The following is a 24263-nucleotide window of genomic DNA, read 5'->3' as shown; positions in this document are numbered from 1 at the left end:
TAATAATCAATACAAGGATCCCTCCGCTTCGGTCGAGATGGTATGTATTTCCCACAATTTTATTAAGCAGGCTCCAACCATTTCTACCTGAGCAAAAAGGAGTGGAGAAATCTATTGATTTGCTTTGTCTTAAAAATAAAATTATAAATTTAATGCTTTATAAAAAATCCCTCAGAATCATTAAAATATATCTGAAGGGACTGTTCTATTATTAACTTTTTAAAATCAATTATTAAATACTAAAATATTATTACAATTTCATAGAGTTTTGTCTACGTCTAAGTCTTGTTATAGTAGCTCTTTCATCGATTTCTACCATATTCATTTCTATCAATGTATCTTTTGGGATATCACAAGTTGCTACTGTTTTTGGTGTTATTAAACCTATAGGAAGTAAGTCTTCATTCATCGATCTTGTATGGCTTGTAAGTTTACCATATACTTTCTCACTTCCAATACCATCCAAGCTTTCTCCTGCTTTTATATCTCTTTTTGCTATTGTTATAGTATCTGCAACTTGACCTTGGATTGGAGCAATTGTTGGTTCATTTTCTACAACTGCATTATATATTGTAATAGGCGCCTCAAGACTTGTTAAGTGATATGGTCTATACATTAGATAATTTGGACCATCCCCAAATCCTAGAAATTTCATAAGATCTCTTACATCCTCTTTATCACTTGTAGCAATAATAAAAACTCCAGGAGCCATTCCTTTAGAAAATTCTACTATCTTATAATTATCTAAAATTCCACCTTCTCTTTTTAACTTAAAATCTTCAACAGCTGTTTCCGGACTAGTATCTATGCCATGGCAGCCAAATGTATCTGGTAAAAATCCTAAGGCATTACATACAGAGTTAAGCTCGAGCATAGTATTTGTGCCATCTACAAAGCTTGTTAACATTTTTGCAGATAAGTTTTTTCCTTTCGCCTCTTCTTTTAAGGTTTCTGGAGTTGCATACTCATCAAGTTTATTATTTTTACCTTTTGCAGCTACAAGAACATCTAAACCCATCCCAAAAGCTTGATCGCATAGATCTATAATTGCACCCGGTTCATCTCCTAATATTCCTGTATAAACAACTCCTGCTTTTTTTGCCATATCATGTAAAACAGGTCCTACAGTTGCTTCACACTCTACATTAAATGAAATCATATGTTTGTGATATTGTATTGTTTTGCGGGCTATCACAGCACCAAACGAAGGATTTCCTGTACAATCTATAACAGCGTTTATTTGTAAAAGCTTATAGCTAAGTCTATAGTTAGTAGACACACACACATAGCCTTTTTCCAATACTTCATATCCCTCGTTATAATCATCAGTGTATATTATTCTTTCTTCTGGAATACCCGCTTTTTTTAAGGCATCTATGGCTTTTTGTGGTGTTCTATCAATTACTAGTTTAACTTCCATAGCGTCAATATTTGATAATTGTGAGATAAGGCTAGCACCCATCTTTCCTGCTCCTATTATTGCAAGTTTAATGGATTCACCATTGTATTTCATTTCATTTAAGTTTCTACTTATTTTAAACATCTAAGCTCCTTATATAATCACTGGCTATCTTGGCAGTTGATGCTGCCCAGCTAATATTGTAGCCTCCACAAGCTCCCGCCACTTCTTGGCATTCTCCTATAAAGAATACATCTGGATAAATAGTAGAAGTCATAGTTTTAGGATCTATATATTTGATATCAACTCCACCAATAGTAACCTGTGCATTTTCTTTATCATGAATTTTTTTAACCGAGAAACTTAAGTTCTTTAGGCTTTTTGTTAAGTTATCAAAATCCTTATCACTTAAATTCCCGCTTATTTTTTTTAAACTAACATTTGATATATTTAGTATATCATCTATTAGTTTCTCATTTATTATACCTATTAATATATCCTTTATAGGTCTGTTTGGAAATTTTTTTGATAACTTGAATAAAAAATTTCTAAAGTCTTTTCTATTATATTCAGGGAAAAAATCTATTCTAATTTCACATTCTCTGTTTTTCATTAAGTGTAAAGACAAATCATTAGAAATATCTAAAATAGCTGTTCCTGTCAAGCCATAATCTTGGAATATAACGTCATCCACCGACTCTTTTACATATTTACCGTCTACAAATAAGCTTGCTCTTGCAGAAACCTTAGTTCCCTTAGCCTTTTTTGAAAGTTTCTCTTTTGTTTCATAGTTAGTTATTGCATAGGTCATTTTTGTAATAGGAATCTCATCTTCTATAAGCTCAAAAATTTTACCATCTGAGCCAGAGTTTTTAAGAGTAATACCTCCTGCAGCTATAACTAACTTATCGTATGAGTAATTATTTGTAGATGTCTTTACTTTTTTTCTCTTAAAATCAATGCCAGTAACTTTTTCATCAAACATAAATTCTATACTTTCTTTAGCTGATAAGTAAAGAATATCTCTTACAGTCTTACTAGACATAGTCTTTGGATAGCATCTTCCTGATGGAAGGTGCGTAGTTGCTATTCCAAGTTCATGAAAGTACTCTATAAGATCTATGTTTGTAAAATAATCTATTACATTTTTTACAAAATCATCATTTGATGAAGTAAAATTATCCACACCATAATTAAGATTAGTGAAATTACAACGACCGTTTCCAGTTGCAAGCAATTTTCTTCCCGCAAATTCATTCTTATCCAAAACTTTGACATCGGATTTTCCCATAAAGTTTGCAAAAAATAAGCCTGCTACTCCTGCACCAATTACTATAGTTTTCATTGAGCTGCTATCGCCTCAAGGACAGTTTCATATTCATTATAAGGAGTTTTTTCATTGCCATTTAGTTTTAAAAAATGCTCCTCACCTTTACCTAACATTAGGATATAATCTCCCTTATTAGCTTTACTTATTGCATAAATTATTGCTTCTTTGCGGTCTTTTATAGTTTTATATTCTCCATCATATTCTTTAATACCAAGGACAATTTCATCTCTAATTTTTTCATAGGTTTCAAACTTCGGATCATCAGTTGTTACTACTGCAAAGACATCATTTTTTGCACAAGCATTACCTATTAGTCTTCTAAATTCAGCATTTCTATCGCCATTTATGCCGAAAACTGCTATAGTTTTTACATCTTTTGGAATAGACTTAAAAATAGCTTCAAAGGCTCTTGGGGTATGAGCAAAATCTATTATTATATTTTTTCCTAAGTCATTTTCTACATATTGAAATCTTGATGGAATACCCTTAAATTCTTTTAATTTGCTAGATATCTCCTCTAAGCTAGCTCCCATGAGATTTAATGTAGCTATGGCTGCAAGTTTATTATAAATTTCATAATCAGCTATAGAATTTATAGTAAAATCTATCCCTTTTAATTTAAAATTAGTGATATCCTCAATCTTATTTATTCTAGTAGCTCTATAGTCTGCTTCTTCACTTAATCCAAAAGTCACGGCATCAGGAAATCTTTTTTTTGCTTTTTTTCCATAAGAATCATCTATATTTACAATTCTATTTTTAGAATTTTCTAGCAAAATCATCTTTGCATCAAAGTAATTATCCATAGTTTTATGATAATCTAAATGCTCTGTAGAAAGATTAGTAAATATCCCATAATCAAAATAAATACCCATAAGACGATTTTGATAAAGTCCATGGCTTGATGCCTCAAGCACCACCCTATCGATTCCGTTTTCTAAGCTCTCGTTAAAAATCTTATTTAATAGGTAGATATCTGGGGTAGTATTTGAATTATCAGTTCTCTTATCCCCTATAAAGGTGCCATCTGTACCAATATTTGTAGCAGAACCATAGATTTCTTTCATAAGATAATATATAGTAGTCGCTGTTGTAGTCTTACCATTAGTTCCAGTAACTCCTATTACCGTCATCTTTTCTGATGGATAGTCTTCTAGTATATTTGATATAACTGATAGAGTCTTTCTGCTGTCACTAACTTTGATATAGTTGATACCATCTTCAAAATCTATATTGTTTTGGTAGACAACGGTTTTTGCTCCATTTTCTATAGCATTAGCTATATATTTATGACCGTCGCTAAGATTTCCAGCTACGGCCACAAATATATCATTTTCTTTTATATTTTTTGAATTATTAGTAATATTTTGTAATTCTATATTATTTTGTTTCTTATATTCTACATACTCAATTTTTTCGAGTAGATTTTCAAAGATCAATGTACAATATATCCTTTCTTAGCCAAAACATCCCAAATTTTCTTAACATGTTCTGGCCCATTAGTTTCAAGGGTGATTTCTACATTAATGTTCTTAAATCTAGATGTTTCTTTTAAACTATCGTGATTTATAGAAATAACATTTGCTTTTGTATAAGCAATATTAGCAAGAAGTTCTTGTAATTTTCCTGGAATATTTGGCACCTCAACATTAACTATGGTTATTCTACCAGTTTCATATAGACCTCGATTTATTAATTGAGATATAAAGCTCATATCTATATTGCCACCACTTATAACTGAAACTACATTTTTATTATAAAAATTAAGTTTTTGAAGTGCAGCAAGACTTAAAGCTCCTGATGGCTCTGCTACTAACTTATGTTTTTCCATAAGATTTATAAAGGCCATTAGAACTTCTTCATCTGTTACAGTTATCCAGTCATCTACATAGTCTTTTGCTATATCATATGTATGTTTACCAACCTCAGCAACTGCTGTACCGTCAGCTATTGTATCTACACCCTCTAACTTAATTATTTTACTACTTTTGATAGATTCTTGCATTGAACGAGCTGAGTATGGCTCTACACCTATTACCTTAATAAGCGGGCTGATTTCCTTGATACATTTTGCAATACCAGCTATAAGTCCACCACCACCTACAGGTACTATTACATAGTCTACGTATTTTAACTCTTCTACTATCTCAAGACCTATAGTTCCTTGACCCTCTATAACATCAAAATCATCAAACGGTGGTATAAATGTATATCCTTTTTCTTCAGCTAGAGCTATAGCATGGTCTTTACATTCATCAAAACTTTTTCCATATAAATCTACCTTAGCCCCATATTTTAAGGTTCCATCCACCTTTATCATAGGTGTTTGTTCTGGCATGCAGATAACTGCATCAATGCCAAGTTTATTTGCAGAATAAGCCACTCCTTGAGCGTGATTTCCTGCACTTGCTGTAATGATCCCAACCTCTTTTGATTGATCATCAAGTTTTGAAAGCTTATTATAAGCTCCTCTTAATTTAAATGATCCAGTTTTTTGTAAATTCTCTGGTTTTATGTAAACGTTATTATTGCAGATTCCAGAAAAGTAGTCTGAATAAAATAAATGAGTAGGGCTGATAACTTCATCAACTCTTATTTTTGCTTCTTTAAAATTTAACATAATATACTTCCTTTCTCATTAAGATTATAACAATATTTTAAAATTTGTAAAAATTTTTTCTCATCATAAATCATTTGATAAAATATAGCTTAATAAAAATAATTTATGAAATTGTTTTTATACTCCTATACTATAGAATATGACTGTATTTCTTAAAACAATCAAGGGCTAAATATAAAAAAGGCATAGAAAAAGAGGGACAAACCCTCTTTCTTACAAACCTAATTTTGCTTCTATAGCTGGTTTATCAAAACCTACTATATCTTCTCCATCTATATTGATAACTGGAACTCCTCTGTATCCTTTTGATACTAGGTATTCAACAGCATCTGGATTTTCATCTATGTTCATTTCTGTAAACTCAATATCATTTTCATTGAAATATTGTTTAGCTGCTTTACAGAAAACACATGTGTTTGATGTGTAAATTTTAATGTCTGCCATTATTATCTCCTTAACTTTTATTCTTACCTACTAATTTATACCCAATTTTTTAGATATTTCAAGAATTAGTAATATTTTACAAGTTAAAGTTCTTCAAATTCCACCTTAAATTCCTTATTGTTTAAATTTCTTAGATTATTTATCTCATATTTACTATATCCGTCTTTAGAAAGTGAGTACTCCGTTTGTTTTTCATATTGTTTTAGAATTACTTTTTGTGACCTTATACTCATACTATCAGCATGTTTACCATCGTCTTTTGGCAATCTAGAATAAAGTTCTTCCATATTTTTTAGTCCTGCCCAATTCAATCTCCCTTCTCTAAACAGAACTATCTCAACAATTAAATTATACTAAAATTCTCCCGTTTAATTATCAATACTTACGTTTATTTTCTCTATTTTTTCTAGATTTCTTTCAACTACATGCTCAATAACATCTTAAAATACTTATTAAATCAGCTTTTTCCATCCATATACTCGCTTTATTTCATAATTGATTTTTAGACTTCATTTTTTTAGCAAAGAGAAAACAGCAAACTTTTTTATTTGCTGTTTTCTAATAAATATTTATTTAAAATTTTGCTTCTTAGTCCTAGTTTTAAACTTATTTCGCAAATATACTTACTAGATATTCTTTATCCATCTAATTATTTTTTTGAAATTCTTTATTAAAGCAATAACACCTAATACAAATATTATTGTCGCAAATATTACACCTAACATCTAAATTCTCTCCTTTAATACCAGTAAGTAACTAAATTCCTGCCTTCAATTCTCGCTTGAACTCCACCTGTCCAGCTTGGACCACCTACCCAAGGTATTGCCATACTAAAATTCATAAAATAAGTAGCCTTTTTAGATGAATCATGTGTTAGTGTTCCTGAAACATTTGATATCGCCATGAAATGCAAGGATCATATGCTGATGTTATTCTATAATTTCTAATGTCAACCGCAAAACCAGCATTTGCTGCAGCAGTAACAACATTTATCTTATATGTTCCATCAGTAACATTTTTTCTAGTATGCCAACGGCTCCATCCATATAAAACAGGACCTTCGATATCTTTTTTATCATTTGTAAAATCAGCAATTTTTTCAACGGTAATAACTCCAATTTCACCATTTGAAAGAACAACTTCGTGGCTTTGCTTTTCTCCTAATTGAAGTGTTGGAATTTCAAATTTATTACTTTGAATACTTTTATTATGGTTTACTGGAATATTATTTACATCATTTGTAGCTGCGTTCGCTATATCATTTTCGGTTTATAGACTCGGAATAGTTTTCCTTGTCTCTATTTTGTTTATGCTTGTCATTGACATACCCACTTTTTTTCAAGTCTATGTTGCGATAAAGCTAAAAGTTTACGATATTTCTCGGTTCTATTATTCATTATTTCACCTTTCTCTAGTTAACTACAACCTAACATAATTTTATTCGTATGTCAATACTTTTTTATATTTTTAATTACCTTTTCCTAGCATATTATTATATAATATCTATGCTAATATTTTTCCATTTTTCTTATTATTCTAAGTGTTTCTTTAAATTCTTTTATTTTTGTTGCTTCTACTAGTAGAATTTTTATTTCTTCATCTGTTAGTTCTTCTACTTTTTATAAGACTTTCTAATATTGCTCCTCTTGTTATTAGCATATAAGTTCTTACTTTTCCTTTTTTATTATATCTTGTTTTAATATCTTCTGTTTTTTATTTTTAGTTGTCTTAATCTTTTTTGTATCGTCAATTTTCTCTTTTATTTCTTTTAATTTTTGTTTAATTTATTCTAATTTTCCCAACTTAAGCTCCTTTCTTGCAATAAAAAACGACTAAATCTTTAGACTTATCCGTTAATATCTTTTATTAAATTCTGATCACATCTTACAAGCTCGATAACATCTTCAATTCTACAATCCAAAGCCAAGCAATTTTTTCTAAGGACTCAAAATCACACAAAAATTTTTACTAATTCTTGAAACTATGTTACTTGTTATGTTTGCAGCACTTTCGACCGATTTTGCAGATTCACCTAGGCTAAGCCTCCGCCATCTACTAGGTTTCTAAACTTATTAGTATACACATTGACTTCGTTTAGATATCCTCCTAGGAAATCTCACTTACGGGTTTACTTACCCCAAAGATTGTTTGTGGATTCTTCAAGCTTTTTGATGTCATTTTTGGTGTTAGTACTATCTTTTTCTCCAAATATATAATATGTTGGTATATCTGATTTTTTAGTTGATAGACCTAGGCCTAGATTTGTTGTATAGAGTTTTTAAAAAAATATCCCCTTGTTTGGGGATATTGATTTACAGGTTTATTTGATTGGCAAGCTTTATATAATCATCTATAGATAAATTTTCTGCTCTTAAGTTTGCTTTTAGACCTGTCTTTTCAAAGGCCACTTTTAAATCTTCTTTATCTACCACATCTGACATAGAATTTAGAATAGTCTTGCGACGTTTATTAAAGCCTGCCCTCACTAGCTTAAAGAGGGTTTCTTGGTCTACATTTTCATCATATATCCTAAGCTTTAAGTTAAGGATAGTAGAGTCTATCTTAGGCTGTGGCATGAATACAGATTTTGGTAGATTTACTAGAGTTTTAGCCTCTGTGTAAAACTTTATAAAAACTGAAAGGGAGCTATATTCCTTATCCACCTCACTTGCTACCATGCGCTGTCCAACTTCTTTTTGCACCATTATGGTCATATCTTTGCAAGGAATACCTGTTGTTATTAACTTTTCTATGATTGGAGTTGTTATATAGTAAGGAAGGTTTGATACTACTTTAAAGCTTTCTCCATCAAACTCTTCTTCTATTAACTTAACTAAATCTACTTTTAGTATATCTTCATTGATAATCTTTACATTATCAAATTCTTCTAGGTTTTGCTCAAGTATTGGGATAAGGCTTTTGTCTATCTCTATTACTACTACTTTCTTGGCAGTTTTTGCTATTTCATAAGTGATAGTTCCTATACCCGGACCAATCTCTAATACATTTTGATTTTCTATATCGGCTGACTCTACAATCTTATCTACGAAATTTTTATCTATAAGAAAATTTTGGCCTAGGGACTTTTTAAAAGAAAAATCATAGAAGTCAATTATCTCTTTTACAACCTTTGGTGAATATAGTTTTTTCATAGCTTCTCCACCGCCTTTTCAAACTCTTCCCTGCTGATTCCAAAAGAGTTTAATTTACTTAACAATTGTTTAGAGTTATAATAACCTATACCTAATATATTGCCAAGTTCTTCACGTTTTTTACTTGCTCCACTTCCTATAGAAAGTCCATTATTTAAAAGATCTGCCATTACAAATTCATTGCGACTTTCTGTTATTTCAGCCTTAGCATTATTTAGTGCATCTATTATAACTTCTGGGTCTGCATTTTCCACACCCAAATCTCCCTTTTTTATAGCTTTCTTACGATCTATGTAGGCGTGCTTAGCTGTTGGAATCTCTCTAGCTATTTTTTCTCGTATCTTCTTTCCAGCATGATCTGGATCTGTAAAAATTATTATTCCTGTACGTTCATTTATTACTTTTAATTTGTCTATTAAATCATTGCCAAAAGCTAAGCCATTGGTTGCTAACATCTCAGCATCTACTGCTCGTTTTACATTAGCAATATCATCTTTTCCTTCTACTACTATTGTTTCTTTAATCATAAATTAAAAAACTCCTTAGTGTTATTGTAAGTGCGTTTGGCAAGTTTATCTATTTTCATATCGCGTAAGTCTGCCACTTTCCTAGCAACTTCTACTACACGTCTTGGATCGTTTCTAAGTCCTCTATATGGTTCTGGGGTTAGATATGGACTATCTGTTTCTATCATAAGTCTATCTATAGGTACATTTCTAGCTGCAATTTGCTCGTTTTCTCCATTGTTAAATGTAACAACTCCACCAATTGATATAAAAAATCCCATATCCATATAGGTCTCCAAAGTCTTTAAATCGTCTGAAAAACAGTGAATTTGAATTCTAAGATCCGTATAATTCTTTAAGATTTCTATAACATCATCTTTTGAATCTCTAACGTGAATCACTGCTGGTAAAGAAAGCCTTCTTGCTAGTTCTAACTGTTTTATAAATATTTCTTTTTGCTTATCCTTATTATCATCTTTCCAATAATAATCAATCCCTATTTCACCTATTGCTACTACTTTCTCATCTTCTGCTAGCTTCTTTAGTTCTTCTAAATCAGAATCTTCAATATTCTCTATATTTTCTGGATGGATGCCTACCATAGGGTAAATATTATCATATTTTTTTGATAATTCTATCACTTTTTTTGAATCTTCTAAATTTGTAGCTGGATTTATAATAGCTTTTATAGCAAAATTAGACAGGTCATTTAAAATAAATAACCTGTCATTATCAAAAGCCTCATCCGTAAGATGACAATGTGAATCTATTAATTTCATTAACTAACCTTACTTCCTGGTTTCATATCTTTAAGAGTTGTTAACATTGATAATTCATCTTTATAATCTGCTGCAAGCATCATTCCTTCTGATTCTATACCGCGCATTTTTCTTGGAGCTAAGTTTTTAACTACTATTACATTTTTGCCAACTAAATCATCCATATCATACCATTTTTTGATGCCAGAAATTATTGTACGTGGCCTATCTTCTCCAATATCAACTTTGAAAACATAAAGCTTATCTGCATCCGGATGATCTTCACAGGATAGAACTTTCCCTACAACTAAATCTAGCTTAGCAAAATCTTCATAGCTAATCTCAGCTACTTGATCTTCTTTAATCTCATCATCATCTTTGGTATTTCCCAGTCTTTTTTTAATTAATTCATTGTTTTTATCATGAAGTTTGACTAGTTCTTCTTCAACATCTAATCTATCAAACAAGTTATTACCTTTTGTTACACTAGCACCTTCTTCTAGAAGTCCAAACTTTGATGCAGAAGCAAATCCTTTGTTATCTGTTCCAAGCTTAGCTAAGATTTCTTTAGTAGTATTTTTCATAACTGGTTCTATTAACTGAGCTACAATCCTAATAGATTCAGCAAGATTATATAAGACTGTATTTAATCTATCTTTTTTATTTTCATCTCGACCTAAGATCCATGGCTCAGTTTCATCTACATATTTATTAGCTCGACGTATAAAGGTCCATACAGTTTGCAAAGCTTCATTAAATTCAAATGAATCCATTTGTTCTGTATAATCATTATAAGTTTTAGCAGCCAAATCCTTAAGCTCATCATCAAAATGATCAGTCTTGCTGCCTTTTTTAACAATACCACCATTATACTTATCAATCATAGATGTGGTACGACTTACTAAATTTCCTAGGTCATTTACTAAATCAGAATTATATCTTTCCATATATTTCTTACTTGAAAAATTTCCATCAGATCCAAAGTTAAACTCACGAAGAACAAAATATTTTAGAGCATCCACACCATAAAGTTCTACAAGCGGTTCTGGATACATGATATTTCCCTTAGACTTACTCATCTTATCATTATCAAAAAGAATCCAACCATGAGCAAATACCTTTTCAGGAAGCGGAAGATCTAGAGCCATTAATAGTGCTGGCCAAATTATTGTATGAAATCTTACTATATCTTTTCCAATTAAGTGAACACTTGCCGGCCAATATTTTTCAAACCTTTTAGGATTGTCACCATAACCAATAGCTGTTAAATAACAAGATAGAGCATCTATCCAAACATAAACTACATGTTCATTGTCAAACGGAACATCTACTCCCCAATCAAAAGAATTACGGGTAACAGATAGATCAGAAAGTCCCTTATCTATAAAGTTATTGAGCATTTCCTTTTGCCTAAATTGTGGTTCAAGAAATTCCGGATTGTTTTTAAATAGTTCTTTGAGCCTGTCCTCATATTTTGAAAGACGGAAAAAATATGATTCTTCTTCTTGATATTCTACATCACGACCACAATCTGGGCATTTTCCATCAACTAATTGACTTTCTGTCCAAAAAGTTTCACAAGGTGTACAATAATATCCCTTATATTCACCCTTATAAATATCTCCTTGATCATAAAGTTTTTTAAAGATATTTTTTACATCTTCTTCATGTTGAGCTTCTGTTGACCTAATAAAAGTATCATAGTCAATTTCAAGTTTTTTCCAAAGTTCTTTAGTTTCATCAGCAATAATATCTACAAATTTTTGTGGACTAGTTCCATGAGCTATAGCACTTCTCATAATCTTTTGTCCATGCTCATCTGTACCAGTTACAAGATATGCGTCATACCCATTTAATTTTTTATATCTTTTTAAAACATCAGCAATAATTGATGTATAAGTGTTTCCAATATGTAGGTTACTATTAGGATAGTATATTGGAGTAGTTATATAATAAGGTTTTTTTTCTGTCATAAGCTATCCTTTCTCTAGAAATCATATAGTTATATCATACTTCAAATATATTAATACTCATAATCAAACTACTAATATAAATTTAATGTGCTTTTAATCAAATCAACAGATTAGTATCTAATTATATTATAATAGATAATTTACTTAATCAAAATATTTATACTTTAGAAGATTTAGATTTATGGTTGATGGAAAATTTTTGTTAATAAGCACATTAAGTCTTTCTAATATTTTCATATTCAAGATCTATCTTATTTAATTTCTTCTATTTTATAATGGATTTCCGTGTGATATTAATTATTTGAGATACATATAAGTCCAAGAGATTTCTCCGTTACATTCCGCTTCGCTTCATTACAGTCGAAATAAAGGGTTGTGTTTACCATCTCGACTAAGTGAATGAAATGAGTGCATGGAGAGATCTCAATTTATTTTAAATTTCATATCTTTATTTACTATAAAGAACCCAAGAGATTCCTCCACTTCATTACACTCCTGACGAAATGGGCTAAAGTTCACCATCTCTACTAAATGAGTGTAAGCGAATACAAAAAATTTATCATATATAAAAATCGTGCTAGTAAAAGATAGTATCTGTTACTAGCACGATATGATATATATTATTATATTATTTATTTAAACTATCAACAAAAGATTTAAGTTCTTTATCATTAATATCTTTTTTTAAAATTTGTCCTTCTTTAAAATGTGCTCCTTTTGCAGAAATCTTTAATCCTTCTGTAGAATCACCCATTTCACTAGAACCTGAAGTTGCAAATGTTATAATATGCTTTCCATCAAGGTCATACTTTTCCAAAAATGTATTTATAATTGTCGGAGCTACACCCCACCATATTGGATATCCTAGATATATAGTATCATAGCTATCCATATTATCCACTTGATCAGATATTTCTGGTCTATGTGACTTATCATTCATCTCCTTACTAGAGCGACTTTCTTTATCTTTCCAGTTTAAATCATCTGCAGTGTAAGCAACTTTTGGAACAATCTCGTGTAAACTTCCCTCAACTACTTTAGAAAGCTTGCTAGCTACTTGTTTAGTATTACCTGTTGCACTAAAATAAGCTACTAATGCCTTACCCATAATTACCTCCATTATTAGCCTTATATATGAAACAATATTATTATATATTTAATTGTAATACAAATATACCTCAAAATTAATTGCATTCAATAGCCGAAAAGGATTATTTGATATATTAATATCGATTTACTATGATAAAATAATTGATTGATTTCTAACCAGCATGCTATTGCAAAGATAATTATAAAAGGTACATTATTATTAACTAAATAAAACTTATAATGAAATCCAGTAAGGAACTTTTCCTGAATTACACTTTCATTTTGTTTAACACCGGCCTTGGGTGTGGCAAGGCACAGAGTATAAAAAGAGGTGGTACCGCAGATATCTTGCCCTCTTATGCTCTTTTTTTATACTTAATTTTAGGAGGAATTATGATATATACTTATGATAAAGAGTACAATGATGTTTTTACAGAGCTTGTTGAACGTGGATATTTTGAAGCTGCTACTGATGAGGCTGAGCTTAAAGAAAAGCTTAAAAATGAGAAACTTACTTTCTACTGTGGTTTTGACGCTACTGCTGATTCACTAACAGTAGGTCACCTTATACAAATTATGGTTATGATTAGGATGCAAAACTACGGCCATAGACCTATAGCTCTTCTAGGTGGTGGAACCACTATGATAGGTGACCCATCTGGCAGAAGCGATATGCGTATGGTTATGAGCGAAGAAACTATAAAGCACAATGCAGAAAGTTTTTATAAACAATTCCAAAGATTCTTAGAATTTGGAGAAGATGCAGCTATAATTGATAATAATAAGAATTGGTTACTTGACCTAAACTTCGTAGAATTTTTAAGAGATGTAGGAAGCGAATTTTTAGTAAATGAAATGATCAAAAAGGATGCTTACAAAAACCGTATGGCAGCAGGTGGACTAACTTTCTTTGAATTCTCCTATATGTTATTACAATCATATGACTTCTTAGAATTATATCGTCGCCATAATTGCGTGCTTGAAATCGGTGGGTCTGACCAATGGTCAAATATTATAGGTGGTGTAGATCTAGTTCGTAAAAAAGAAGATGCTAAAGCTTATGGTATGACTTTCTCACTTCTTACAACTGCTGATGGAGTAAAAATGGGCAAATCTCAAAAAGGTGCAGTATGGTTAGACGCAGAAAAAACAAGCCCTTACGAACTTTTCCAATATATGAGAAATGTTGACGATAGGGACGTAGAAAAATTCTTATTACAATTAACATTCTTACCAACAGCAGAATGTAAAAGACTAGGTGCTGCAAAAGATGCCTCTGAAATAAACCATGCCAAAGAAGTATTAGCCTTTGAGGTTACAAAGCTAATCCACGGTGAAGAAAAAGCCAAAGAAGCTTTAGATGCAGCTAAAGCACTTTTTGTTGGTAAGGGAAACGAAGATGCTATGCCTACCACAGAGATAGCAAAAGCTGATCTACCAATTGGACTACTACAACTTATGACAAATGTAGGACTTACTAAATCAAATGGTGAAGCAAGAAGACTTGTAAAGCAAGGTGGCGTGTCAGTTAACGATGAAAAGATTTCTGATGCAAGTTTTGAAATTACCGAAGATTTATTTGAAGATAATAAGATTATAATCAAAAAAGGAAAGAAGAATTTCCATAGAGTACTTTTAGTATAAGTAACTTTGACTATTAAACTGGGGATCTCTCCATGCGCTCATTCCATTCGATTAGTCGAGATGGATACCCATTTCGAATGAAATGTAGCGAAGCGGAATGAAATGGAGAAATCCCTTGATATTATAAGTAGATCAATTACTTAACATTAATCGGGGATCTTTCCATGCGCTCATTTCTTTCGCTTAGTCGAGATGATCTACTTCAACCATCCATTTCGACTGGAATGGAGCGTAGCGGAGTGAAACGAAGAAATCTCTTAGACTTTTATGTATCTCAAATAACTAATATCACAAGTAGATCTCTCTGCTCTCTTCGTTCGATCTAGACGGTAAATTCAATATTACATAAAAACACTTCCAAAGTAAATCTATAAAGATTTTACTTTAGAAGTGTTTTTTAATATTTATTATCTTTTTAAAACCCTAGCTGGTGCGCCTACTGCTGTTGAGTGGCTTTCAACGTCTTCTAGGACTACAGCGTTTGCACCTATTTTTACATGATCTCCTATATGTATATCACCTAAAATAACTGAGCCTGCTCCTAGCATTACGTCATTGCCTACTGTTGGATGTCTTTTTCCTATTTTATTTTCAACTGCGCCAAGGGTTACCCCATGATAGATTAGGCAATCATCTCCTACTTCGGCAGTTTCTCCTATAACAACACCCATTCCATGGTCTATATAACATCTTCTACCAATAGATGCTCCAGGATGAATTTCTATTCCTGTTTCCATTCTAGACTTAAATGCTAATTCATTAGCTTCATAGAGATTTCCATTAACCCAAAGTTCGTGAGCTCTATAATGTGAGAGAAGAGCTTTAACTCCTGGTGAATAGAGTATAGCTTCTTCCTCACTTCTTAGAGCAGGATCTTTTTTAAGAGCAGATTCCAAAAGTTCCTCTTTGTATTTATCATAACTAATCATTTACTGGGTATAACTCTGTAGATAAATATCTTTCACCAGTATCTGGTAATACTGTTACTACAGATTTTCCTTCCCCAAGTTTATCAGCAATTTCAATAGCCCCTACTACATTAGCGCCTGAGGATATACCTACTGCAAGGGCCTCATCTTTTGCTATTTGTCTACTCATTTTTATAGCATCATCACCCGCTACGCTTATTATTCCATCTACAACATCAAAGTCTAGATTTTTAGGAACAAAGTTACCTCCTATACCTTGGATTTTGTGGCTAGAAGCTTCTCCTCCAGATAATAATGGACTTTCTGCTGGTTGTATAGCATATACTTTGATATTACTATCTTTTTCTTTTAGTCTCTTACCAACACCAGTAACTGTTCCGCCTGTACCTACACCAGCTATAAAGGCATCTGGTGTGATCTCTGATAATATTTCAGGACCTGTTGTCTCATAGTGAGCTTTTACATTAGCAGGATTTGAGAATTGATCTGGCAAGAAATATCCTTCATTTTCTGCTAGTTCCTTTGCCTTATCTACAGCTCCTTGTAAGGCACCTTCTGTAGTTCTTATAACCTCTGCACCATAAGCTTTTGCTAATTGTTCGCGTTCTTTACTCATTGATGCAGGCATAGTTAGTATTAGCTCATAGCCTTTTGCTGCACATAAAGCAGCTAAGGCAACTCCTGTATTACCACTAGTCGGCTCTACAATTGTATCACCTGGTTTAATCTTTCCTTCATTTTCTGCTTCTTCTATCATATATAAAGCTATCCTATCTTTGATAGAACCAGCTAAGTTATTTTTTTCTACCTTGACATATATGTCAGCTCTTCCTTCTTTTTTTAAGGAATTAAGCTTAAGTAACGGAGTATCTCCTATTAATTCTTTTGCATTATCTTTAATTGTCATATCGACTCCTTTTATAAATATATTTTTCATAAAATATAAATAAATTTATTATGCAACACTTGTAGATATTATTATAACGAATTATTTTCATTAATCAAGTAAATAGATATATTTTACAATAGCAAAAAATAAGAGCTAACCCATTTTTGAGCTAACTCTTATACAAAATAATTGGTATGCTTACGTATTCTGCCATTAAGTTTATATTATCTTAGGAGTTTTACATGAACTTGACAGATAATTTAATCATCACTTTTACTTATCACCTACTTTCTTTAATTAATTTTAGTATGTCTATATGGCTTTCTTTAGCAGCTAAATATTTAAGTCTAGTTTGATTATATAAATTAAAAAGTTTACATTTTTCTTCTTTATTTTTATAGACTTTCCAATATCCACTGTAAAGATAATTTCTTCCTTCGTTTTCAATAAAACCTATAACATCTTCAAATGGATAGCCCAGTAACAAACCAATTTCATGTGGAAATTCATTTTGAGCCAATCTTTTTTTCAAGCAATGAATGCAAGTTTCGATGCTATCTGTTTCATATCCATAAGTATTTAAAAGGCATTTTGTATTATTAGATCTAATACAATCGCTTAACAAGTTTTTTCTATAGCATAAGATCGATGAAGAATTCTCTCTAATAGATATGATAGTAAAATAAATATCATATTTATTAAAATTATCATTCCATATTCTTACCATTTTATCTAAATTGCAATACTTATTGTAAATGGTAAATAAATTCGAAGGTTTGATATTTCCTAAAACCTGACTACAATAGAGAGCTAATAATTCTTCTCCCATCCTTATAATTTGCTGCTTAAACTATCAGCTAAATTATAGCAAGCTTTAATATCATCATCTTCTGGATTACCATAGGCAGCAAGGCCATCAGCTGCTAGATTTATATCATCATTCTTACATCTTTCTTGCCAATCAAGCATCCATTGTCCATCATTCCATTCATATGAACCAAAAATAACTACTGGCTTGTTATCTAGTTTGTTTTCAACTGACTCAAACATTGGTTCAAATTCAGCTTCCTCTAGTTCTTCACTTCCCATAGCTGGACATCCAAAGGCAAATCCATCATAATCTGCTAAAGTAGAAATATCAAAACCTCTTACTTCAAACAAATCTGCCTCTACATTTTTCTCTTTTAATCTAGAAAAAATAGCGTTTGCCATATTCTCTGTATTACCTGTTCCTGACCAATAAATTACTGCAACTTTTGACATATTAATTCTCCTTTGTATATTAAATATTATTTTAGTATCAGATAACGATACTCATTATCAACATCTATCAAAATTTTTTTGAAAGAAGTTATTATATATTAGTAAATTATAATCTTACCATAGGAGTGTTAGATTAATAATTCACTAATATATAACAATAACTTCTTTCAATTTTTAATTAAAATTTATTTTTATTGAACCCTTTTTGTGGATTATGCCCTGGGCAATCTTTGCACCCCCCTTCTGCATCATTTTTTATAAATCTAATATATACTATATATGAGCATAATAAGAGTATAAGTATCAATAGTATCCATGATTGTAAGTTCATATTTACCTCCTAATTACGAATTAGTTCTGTTCTGTAAGACTTATTTTCTTTTATAGATCTATCTGGTCTTAGTAGTAAGTAAAGTAATGCTATTAAGACTATAATTGCTATTATAGTTGCTGGTGTGAATATTTTATATGCTATAAGTCTTGCAAATTGGTAGAAAATGAATGTAATCGCATAAGCAAATCCCATTTGATATCCAACAGTTAACCAAGTCCATTTAGTATCACCCATTTCTGTTTTTATAGCTCCAACAGCTGCAAAGCATGGCATACATAACATATTAAATAATAAGAATGCATATCCTGCAATTGGTGAACCTATAGCAGTATTAAATGCTGCTAGTAAGGCATTACTATCTTCTGTAACTTCTCCTCCCAATCCTAGTAGTACACCCATGGTTGATACTATATTTTCTTTGGCAATAAAACCTGATATTGTAGCCACAACTGCTTTCCAAGTACCAAAACCAAGTGGAGCAAATATAAAAGCAATAAAAGAACCTATCACACCTAAGATTGAATTGCTTCCATCTTCTGCTGCTGAATCAAGTTTAAAGGTAAAGTTAGTTAAAAACCAGATTAACACTGCAGATAATAGAATAATAGTTCCAGCACGTTTAATATAAGACTTTGTCTTATTCCATACATCTCTTAAAACTGACTTTGCTCTTGGTGCATGGTAAAGAGGTAGCTCCATTATAAATGGTGATGGATCAGATTGAAATTTTTTAAATTTCTTTAAGATAACACCGCTCATTATTATAGCTGCTATACCTATGATATAAAAACTAAAGGTAACCAAAGCTCTATGTTCTGGGAAAAATGCTCCTGCTATAAGAGCAATTACAGGAAGTTTTGCTGAACAAGGCATAAATGAAGTTGTCATTATGGTTATTCTTCTATCTCTATCATTTTCAATAGTTCTAGAAGCTTGTATACCTGGAACAGCACAACCTGTAGAAATCATAGCTGGTATGAATGACTTTCCTGAAAGACCAAAGTTTCTAAAGAGTCTATCCATTATAAAAGCAACCCTTGACATATATCCTATATCTTCAAGTAAGGATAGTAAAGCAAATAGTACCATCATTTGTGGTAAAAAGCCCAAAACTGCACCTACACCAGCGAGCATACCATCAGTTACCAATCCTATTAGCATCTGATTTATATTAATTGACTCTAACAAACTAGCTGCTCCAGGTACCAAAGTATCTCCAAATAATCCATTGATAGCGTCAGTACCTATTGTTCCTGGTGAATACTTAAATACTGATAGAGAATATACCAAAAACATTGTTAGGGCAAAAATCGGTAGACCCCAGATCCTTGATGTAACTACATTATCAATCTTCTCAGTTTTTGATAATTTTGATTCATGTTTAGTAAGAACCCTATCGCTTAAAGCATCTAATCTTTGATATCTTTCATTAGTTATAATCGATTCAGCATCTTCATCAAAATATCGCTCACAGTCCTTACGAATCTCCGCTACTTTATCACTATCTTCTTTTGATAGCTTTATTTTATTGATCATAGCAGTATCATCCTCAAAAGCTTTTATAGTATAAAATCTTCTAAGGTCATCACTTACATAAGGATCTATTGTATTTCTTATATCAGCAAGCTTATTTTCAAGATCATAGGAATAATCCATAGGTATTGGATAATAATCATTATCCATAGTATGAACTACCTCTTTAATAAGGGTATCCACACCCTTTTCTTTACTAGCAATAACTTCTACTACAGGACATCCTAGTAAGTCTGATAGAGCTTTCTTATCAATTTCATCTCCCCTATCCCTTACTATATCCATCATATTTAAAACTATGATAGTAGGTATACCAAGTTCTATAAGCTGACTTGTAAGATATAAGTTTCTTATAAGATTTGATGCGTCAACAAGATTTACAATTACGTCTGGTCTATGCTCAATTAAGTATCCACGAGCTACTTTCTCCTCTAGAGTGTAAGGTGATAAAGAATAAATACCTGGTAAATCTTGGATTGTTATATCACTATGTCCTTTTAGATTTCCTTCTTTTTTATCAACTGTAACCCCTGGCCAGTTACCCACTCTTTGATTTGATCCTGTTAATGCATTAAAAAGTGTAGTTTTCCCAGAATTAGGGTTACCTGCTAGGGCTACTGTATAGCTCATGCTTCCTCCACTAAAATATTTTCTGCATCTTCTTTTCTTATTGTAAGCTCATAACCTCTAAGACTTACTTGTAAAGGATCACCCAGAGGAGCTACTTTTCTTACATAAAGCTCAGTTCCCCTAGTAAGACCCATATCTAATATTCTTCTCTTAAAAGGTCCATGACCGTTAACTTTTTCGATAGTTAAGGTTTCACCTATACTTGCTTCTTTTAATGATTTCGTCATTAATCCTCCTCACATGTAAAGTTTCTATAATGTACTTTTAATATTAGCTATATACAGAGTTATTATAGAACTTTTTATATATAAACCAAGATTTTTTATAAAATATTAAAATATAAATAAAGTTTTGCGGTTTTTATTGTATATAAAGTATACCACATAAAATAATGATAATCAATATCATATTTTATTTTTATTTTTCTTCTCAATGTCTAAATCTACACATTCAAATTAAACTTGCAAAAAATAAATAATTAATATACATGATTTTTATAAATTATTTATAAAGATCCCAATAATCTATAAAAATAATTTAGATTGATTCTAAATTTATAAATGCATTAAGAGTGGTTGTTGAAAAACTATGAATAGTTATAGTCCTATTATTAGAAGCTTCTCTTAGAAAATTTTTACATAACCTGCTAGCTCATTAAGGCAAAATTTCCATAGAGGTTCTTAATGACTTTGAGACGATTTATTAATTCTGCAACAGCCTCTTCGTAAATATACATTTAATCTCTATTTGCTTCAAAAAAGTCATACATCAATTCAAAGCTTTCTAATCTTTGGGAATAATCTGAGAATGTATGATCGGTTCCCTCAATTTCCTTATAAATTGCATTTTTGAAAGACTCGTTTAATTTTTCATTGGATTTTTTTGATATAATGTCATCCTCATCTCCTCTTAATATTTGTACTGGACCATCATACTTCTTAGCTTCTGCGTACAAGTCGTAAGAGGTGACATCAGCTATAAATTCATCACTTATTTTTAGTCCTCCTACATCATCTCCATCTTTTCTATTATAGGATGACCTAAAGGTCTTAAGCAGGGAATCCATTAATGAATTTTCTTCTGCACTAAAGTCAGCTGCTGGAGAAAACAGTGAAAGTGCCCTAGGTTTCTTATAACCTGCTATAGCAGTAGCAACTGCTCCACCCATAGAATGTCCCTTCCAAAACAAATTATTACTATCTACATAAGTTTGCTTTTCTACAAAATCATGTATCATTTTAGCTTCTTCAATTTCACGAGATAGGTCTATATCAAAAAAACTTCCATCAGATTCTCCGCAACCTGAAAAATCAAATCTAAATACTATATATCCATTCGCAGTAATATATTTTGAATTTTGAATATTCATAAATTGTAAACCATTTCTATCATCTGCAAATCCATGAAAATATATTACAGTAGGATACTTTTCATTCTCATCAAAATCATCTGGAGTATTTAAGACCCCTCTTAAAACAACATCGTTACTTTTTTCAATTTGTTTATATATATATTTCATAAAAAAACCTCTTCCTTTTGATATAATATACCCATAATGAAAATTGTGATATTTTAAGGAGGTGTCATGGATAATAAAAGATTTTTATCAAAGATGAGCATAGGTTTAGCTATTATTATGGTAATATCTTTATTTTATATAATATCTAGTAATTTTAAAAAAGAAGTTAAAGATTATAAACTAGGTGAAAACCTATATTACACAGGTACTATAAAGAAAAATAAATTCCAAGGTAGATCAAGCCTTAAAAGCTCTGACGGTACTTTTTCTGGAGCATTTAAGGATAGTAGATTTGATGGTCCTGGTCTATTCAAGGGAGATGATTATATGTATATAGCAAATTTTGATAAGAAAAAAGGCAATTCTAATATTACAGTCTTTTTAAAAAATGGCAATTCTTATAGAAAGATAGATGGTAAGTGGAAAGAAATGGATGATGACAATGAAAATTAAGGGATTAGATTTTATACGCGTCTTTGCTATACTATTAGTTTTATCCTATCACTTCTTTCCCGAGGTTTTACCCGCTGGATTTTTAGGAGTTAATATTCTATTTGTACTTTCAGGATTTCTCATAAGCTATCATTTGATAGATGAGATACATGAAACTAAGAGAATTGATATCAAAAACTTTTATTTTAAAAGATTTATAAGGATATTTCCTCCAGTACTGCTTATGCTGTTTCTTACGACACTTTTTGCTATAAGCATAAATAAAGATTATACAGTAAAGTATTTTGACCAATTTATATCAGCTTTCTCCTTTAATTACAACTATTTTGAAATTCTTAGAGGAGGCTCCTATGAAAGTCAATTTATAAGGCAACTTTTTATGCATACTTGGTCACTTGCCATAGAAGTACACTTTTATATAATCTGGCCTTTAATCTTACTTCTTATTTGTAAGAAAAATGAAAATAATAGAGCCTTTAAACGTAAATTTTCGTCTAATTTTATGGATATTTGTCTAATACTTTACTTAATATCATATATATTAACGTTTATACTAACTCTAAATAAAAACATAAATACAGGCTTTGTTTACTTCTTTGACCTTACACGCATGGGATCTTTTGTTATAGGTGGTTTATTAGCTTCATTTATAAAAAGATTTTCTATTAAAGAACTGCCTTACAACAAAATCACCCTCATTTGTACAGGACTTATAGCAATACTTGCTCTAACTTTATCTTATGATAGTAAGATTACTTATTGTGTAGGATTTCTTTTAACTGACCTTATAAGTTCTATCATGATAATTGTAGCTTATTCAAACAAAAATTTATATGAAGACAAGATTATGAAAAGATTTTCTGACTATACTTATGGATTATATATATTCCACTGGCCAAGTTTTGTTATAGTATCAAGCTTTGTACCAGATACTAAGGGCTTACTACTATCAATTCTTATAACGATATTGTTGGTATTATTTAACTACCATATCTTTGAGCCAATCTTTAACAACAAACAAGTTAGACCAATTATTAAAGATAGGAATACAAAAGAGATCAACTATGAGAAGTACAGAGTTGTATTTCAAATAAGCATAATTTTGATGATAACAGTAAGTTTTAGTCTAGCCCATACTATATCTAATGCATCTAGTGATATGGTAGGCCTAGAAAAAGAAATACTAAAAGAATCTATACTCCAAGATATAGAAAAAATTAAACTAGATAAGAGTCAAGTTGATATAATAGAAGAGGAGAATAACGGCTTTTCTTTAGATAAAAATGCTAATGGCCCTACTATAACATTACTTGGCGATAGTGTAATCTTAGGAAATAGAGAATTAATCCAAGAAAGTATTAATAAGCTTTATGTAAATGCGGAAGGAAGTCGCCCTCTAGAAAGCGGTTCAGTCTTAATGAAACAAATGAAAAACGAAGGAAACCTAGGACAAATAGTAATAATTGCCTTAGGTACCAATGCACAAGTAGAACCTTATGAGAGTCTTAAAAAAATTGTAGAAACTCTACCAAAAGGTAAAAGACTAATACTAATTACATGTTATGATAACCGCTACGACCAACCCCATAGAGTAAGCGTTGCTATGAAAAAAATAGCTAAAAAATATGATTTCATAACCCTCATGGAATGGGAAAAAGAAGGCATTGCCCATCCTGAATACTACCAAGGAACAGATGGGGTACATTTTTATGGAAAGCAGGATGCCTACCAAGCTTATCTAAAACTATTAGAAAAATCAATAAATGAATCACTTAAAAACCCAGCAAAAGGAGAATAA

At 31.1% G+C, this 24263-nt stretch carries 24 protein-coding genes and 1 pseudogene; 3 read left to right on the top strand and 22 right to left on the bottom strand.

Features of this window, described 5'->3' with window-relative positions:
* Positions 1-250: 250 nt before the first annotated feature.
* From ABXG81_RS01735 to ABXG81_RS01670, 14 genes and pseudogenes are all read right to left on the bottom strand, one after another.
* Positions 251-1543 carry an NAD(P)-binding domain-containing protein gene (locus ABXG81_RS01735; RefSeq protein WP_209814127.1) on the bottom strand — a complete coding sequence of 431 codons (1293 nt, stop codon included), beginning with the start codon at positions 1541-1543 and terminating at the stop codon, positions 251-253.
* Positions 1536-2744: an aminoacetone oxidase family FAD-binding enzyme gene (locus ABXG81_RS01730; RefSeq protein ID WP_353528973.1), complete on the bottom strand. Its 1209-nt coding sequence runs from the start codon at positions 2742-2744 to the stop codon at positions 1536-1538. Before ABXG81_RS01730 ends, ABXG81_RS01735 begins: the two co-directional genes overlap by 8 nt.
* Positions 2741-4168, bottom strand: a complete 1428-nt coding sequence (locus ABXG81_RS01725; protein WP_353528972.1) for a UDP-N-acetylmuramoyl-L-alanyl-D-glutamate--2,6-diaminopimelate ligase — start codon at positions 4166-4168, stop codon at positions 2741-2743. Before ABXG81_RS01725 ends, ABXG81_RS01730 begins: the two co-directional genes overlap by 4 nt.
* Entirely contained in the window at positions 4165-5349 is a 1185-nt protein-coding gene (gene ilvA, locus ABXG81_RS01720; RefSeq protein WP_353528971.1) for a threonine ammonia-lyase, read from the bottom strand. Before ilvA ends, ABXG81_RS01725 begins: the two co-directional genes overlap by 4 nt.
* A gap of 213 nt (positions 5350-5562) precedes the next feature.
* Positions 5563-5793 carry a glutaredoxin family protein gene (locus tag ABXG81_RS01715; RefSeq protein ID WP_117521826.1) on the bottom strand — a complete coding sequence of 77 codons (231 nt, stop codon included), beginning with the start codon at positions 5791-5793 and terminating at the stop codon, positions 5563-5565.
* 83 nt (positions 5794-5876) lie between these two features.
* Positions 5877-6104 (bottom strand): hypothetical protein, encoded by a 228-nt coding sequence (locus tag ABXG81_RS01710; RefSeq protein ID WP_353528970.1) that lies wholly within the window; start codon positions 6102-6104, stop codon positions 5877-5879.
* 428 nt (positions 6105-6532) lie between these two features.
* Positions 6533-6697 (bottom strand): hypothetical protein, encoded by a 165-nt coding sequence (locus tag ABXG81_RS01705; RefSeq protein WP_353528969.1) that lies wholly within the window; start codon positions 6695-6697, stop codon positions 6533-6535.
* Positions 6667-6903 carry a DUF5626 family protein gene (locus ABXG81_RS01700; RefSeq protein ID WP_353529232.1) on the bottom strand — a complete coding sequence of 79 codons (237 nt, stop codon included), beginning with the start codon at positions 6901-6903 and terminating at the stop codon, positions 6667-6669. Before ABXG81_RS01700 ends, ABXG81_RS01705 begins: the two co-directional genes overlap by 31 nt.
* A 398-nt stretch (positions 6904-7301) precedes the next feature.
* Positions 7302-7577, bottom strand: a pseudogene (locus ABXG81_RS01695) (hypothetical protein).
* Between the two features lie 528 nt (positions 7578-8105).
* The gene (gene rsmA, locus ABXG81_RS01690) at positions 8106-8945 is read right to left on the bottom strand and encodes a 16S rRNA (adenine(1518)-N(6)/adenine(1519)-N(6))-dimethyltransferase RsmA (RefSeq protein ID WP_353528968.1); all 840 of its coding nucleotides are present in this window, start codon (positions 8943-8945) and stop codon (positions 8106-8108) included.
* Complete coding sequence (rnmV, locus tag ABXG81_RS01685) at positions 8942-9472, bottom strand: ribonuclease M5 (RefSeq protein ID WP_209814133.1); 531 nt, start codon at positions 9470-9472, stop codon at positions 8942-8944. The genes rsmA and rnmV overlap by 4 nt, the downstream gene beginning before the upstream one ends.
* Entirely contained in the window at positions 9469-10230 is a 762-nt protein-coding gene (locus ABXG81_RS01680) for a TatD family hydrolase (protein ID WP_353528967.1), read from the bottom strand. The genes rnmV and ABXG81_RS01680 overlap by 4 nt, the downstream gene beginning before the upstream one ends.
* Entirely contained in the window at positions 10230-12182 is a 1953-nt protein-coding gene (metG, locus tag ABXG81_RS01675) for a methionine--tRNA ligase (RefSeq protein ID WP_353528966.1), read from the bottom strand. Before metG ends, ABXG81_RS01680 begins: the two co-directional genes overlap by 1 nt.
* Positions 12183-12810: 628 nt before the next feature.
* Positions 12811-13290, bottom strand: a complete 480-nt coding sequence (locus ABXG81_RS01670) for a flavodoxin (protein ID WP_353528965.1) — start codon at positions 13288-13290, stop codon at positions 12811-12813.
* Between the two features lie 374 nt (positions 13291-13664).
* On the opposite strand from ABXG81_RS01670, the gene tyrS reads away from it, so the two are divergent.
* Positions 13665-14915: a tyrosine--tRNA ligase gene (tyrS, locus tag ABXG81_RS01665; protein WP_353528964.1), complete on the top strand. Its 1251-nt coding sequence runs from the start codon at positions 13665-13667 to the stop codon at positions 14913-14915.
* A gap of 407 nt (positions 14916-15322) precedes the next feature.
* Here the strand turns inward: tyrS and epsC are convergent, their stop codons facing one another.
* The 8 genes from epsC to ABXG81_RS01625 form a co-directional block, all read right to left on the bottom strand.
* Positions 15323-15844: a serine O-acetyltransferase EpsC gene (gene epsC / locus ABXG81_RS01660; protein WP_181965135.1), complete on the bottom strand. Its 522-nt coding sequence runs from the start codon at positions 15842-15844 to the stop codon at positions 15323-15325.
* Positions 15837-16751: a cysteine synthase A gene (gene cysK / locus ABXG81_RS01655; RefSeq protein ID WP_353528963.1), complete on the bottom strand. Its 915-nt coding sequence runs from the start codon at positions 16749-16751 to the stop codon at positions 15837-15839. The genes epsC and cysK overlap by 8 nt, the downstream gene beginning before the upstream one ends.
* A 262-nt stretch (positions 16752-17013) precedes the next feature.
* Positions 17014-17562: a DUF3793 family protein gene (locus ABXG81_RS01650; protein WP_117521836.1), complete on the bottom strand. Its 549-nt coding sequence runs from the start codon at positions 17560-17562 to the stop codon at positions 17014-17016.
* Positions 17563-17564: 2 nt separating this feature from the next.
* Entirely contained in the window at positions 17565-17996 is a 432-nt protein-coding gene (locus tag ABXG81_RS01645) for a flavodoxin (RefSeq protein WP_117521837.1), read from the bottom strand.
* 178 nt (positions 17997-18174) lie between these two features.
* Complete coding sequence (locus tag ABXG81_RS01640) at positions 18175-18327, bottom strand: FeoB-associated Cys-rich membrane protein (RefSeq protein ID WP_117521838.1); 153 nt, start codon at positions 18325-18327, stop codon at positions 18175-18177.
* A 9-nt stretch (positions 18328-18336) separates the two neighbouring features.
* Positions 18337-20493: a ferrous iron transport protein B gene (gene feoB / locus ABXG81_RS01635; RefSeq protein ID WP_353528962.1), complete on the bottom strand. Its 2157-nt coding sequence runs from the start codon at positions 20491-20493 to the stop codon at positions 18337-18339.
* On the bottom strand, positions 20490-20720 hold the full coding sequence (locus ABXG81_RS01630; protein WP_117521840.1) for a ferrous iron transport protein A: 231 nt from the start codon (positions 20718-20720) through the stop codon (positions 20490-20492). Before ABXG81_RS01630 ends, feoB begins: the two co-directional genes overlap by 4 nt.
* A gap of 509 nt (positions 20721-21229) precedes the next feature.
* Complete coding sequence (locus ABXG81_RS01625; RefSeq protein ID WP_353528961.1) at positions 21230-22012, bottom strand: alpha/beta fold hydrolase; 783 nt, start codon at positions 22010-22012, stop codon at positions 21230-21232.
* Positions 22013-22078: 66 nt separating this feature from the next.
* Here ABXG81_RS01625 and ABXG81_RS01620 point away from each other — a divergent pair, with 66 nt between their 5' ends.
* A complete protein-coding gene (locus ABXG81_RS01620; protein WP_117521842.1) occupies positions 22079-22465 on the top strand; it encodes a hypothetical protein in 387 nt (128 codons plus the stop codon).
* Positions 22455-24263, top strand: coding sequence for an acyltransferase family protein (locus ABXG81_RS01615; protein ID WP_353528960.1), 1809 nt, complete (start codon positions 22455-22457; stop codon positions 24261-24263). Before ABXG81_RS01620 ends, ABXG81_RS01615 begins: the two co-directional genes overlap by 11 nt.

Origin of the sequence: Anaerococcus nagyae (genome assembly GCF_040364225.1) — a bacterium.
GTDB classification, from domain to species: domain Bacteria; phylum Bacillota; class Clostridia; order Tissierellales; family Peptoniphilaceae; genus Anaerococcus; species Anaerococcus nagyae.
The sequence above is the reverse complement of the archived record's forward strand: the minus strand, read 5'-3'. Positions and strand labels throughout refer to the sequence as shown.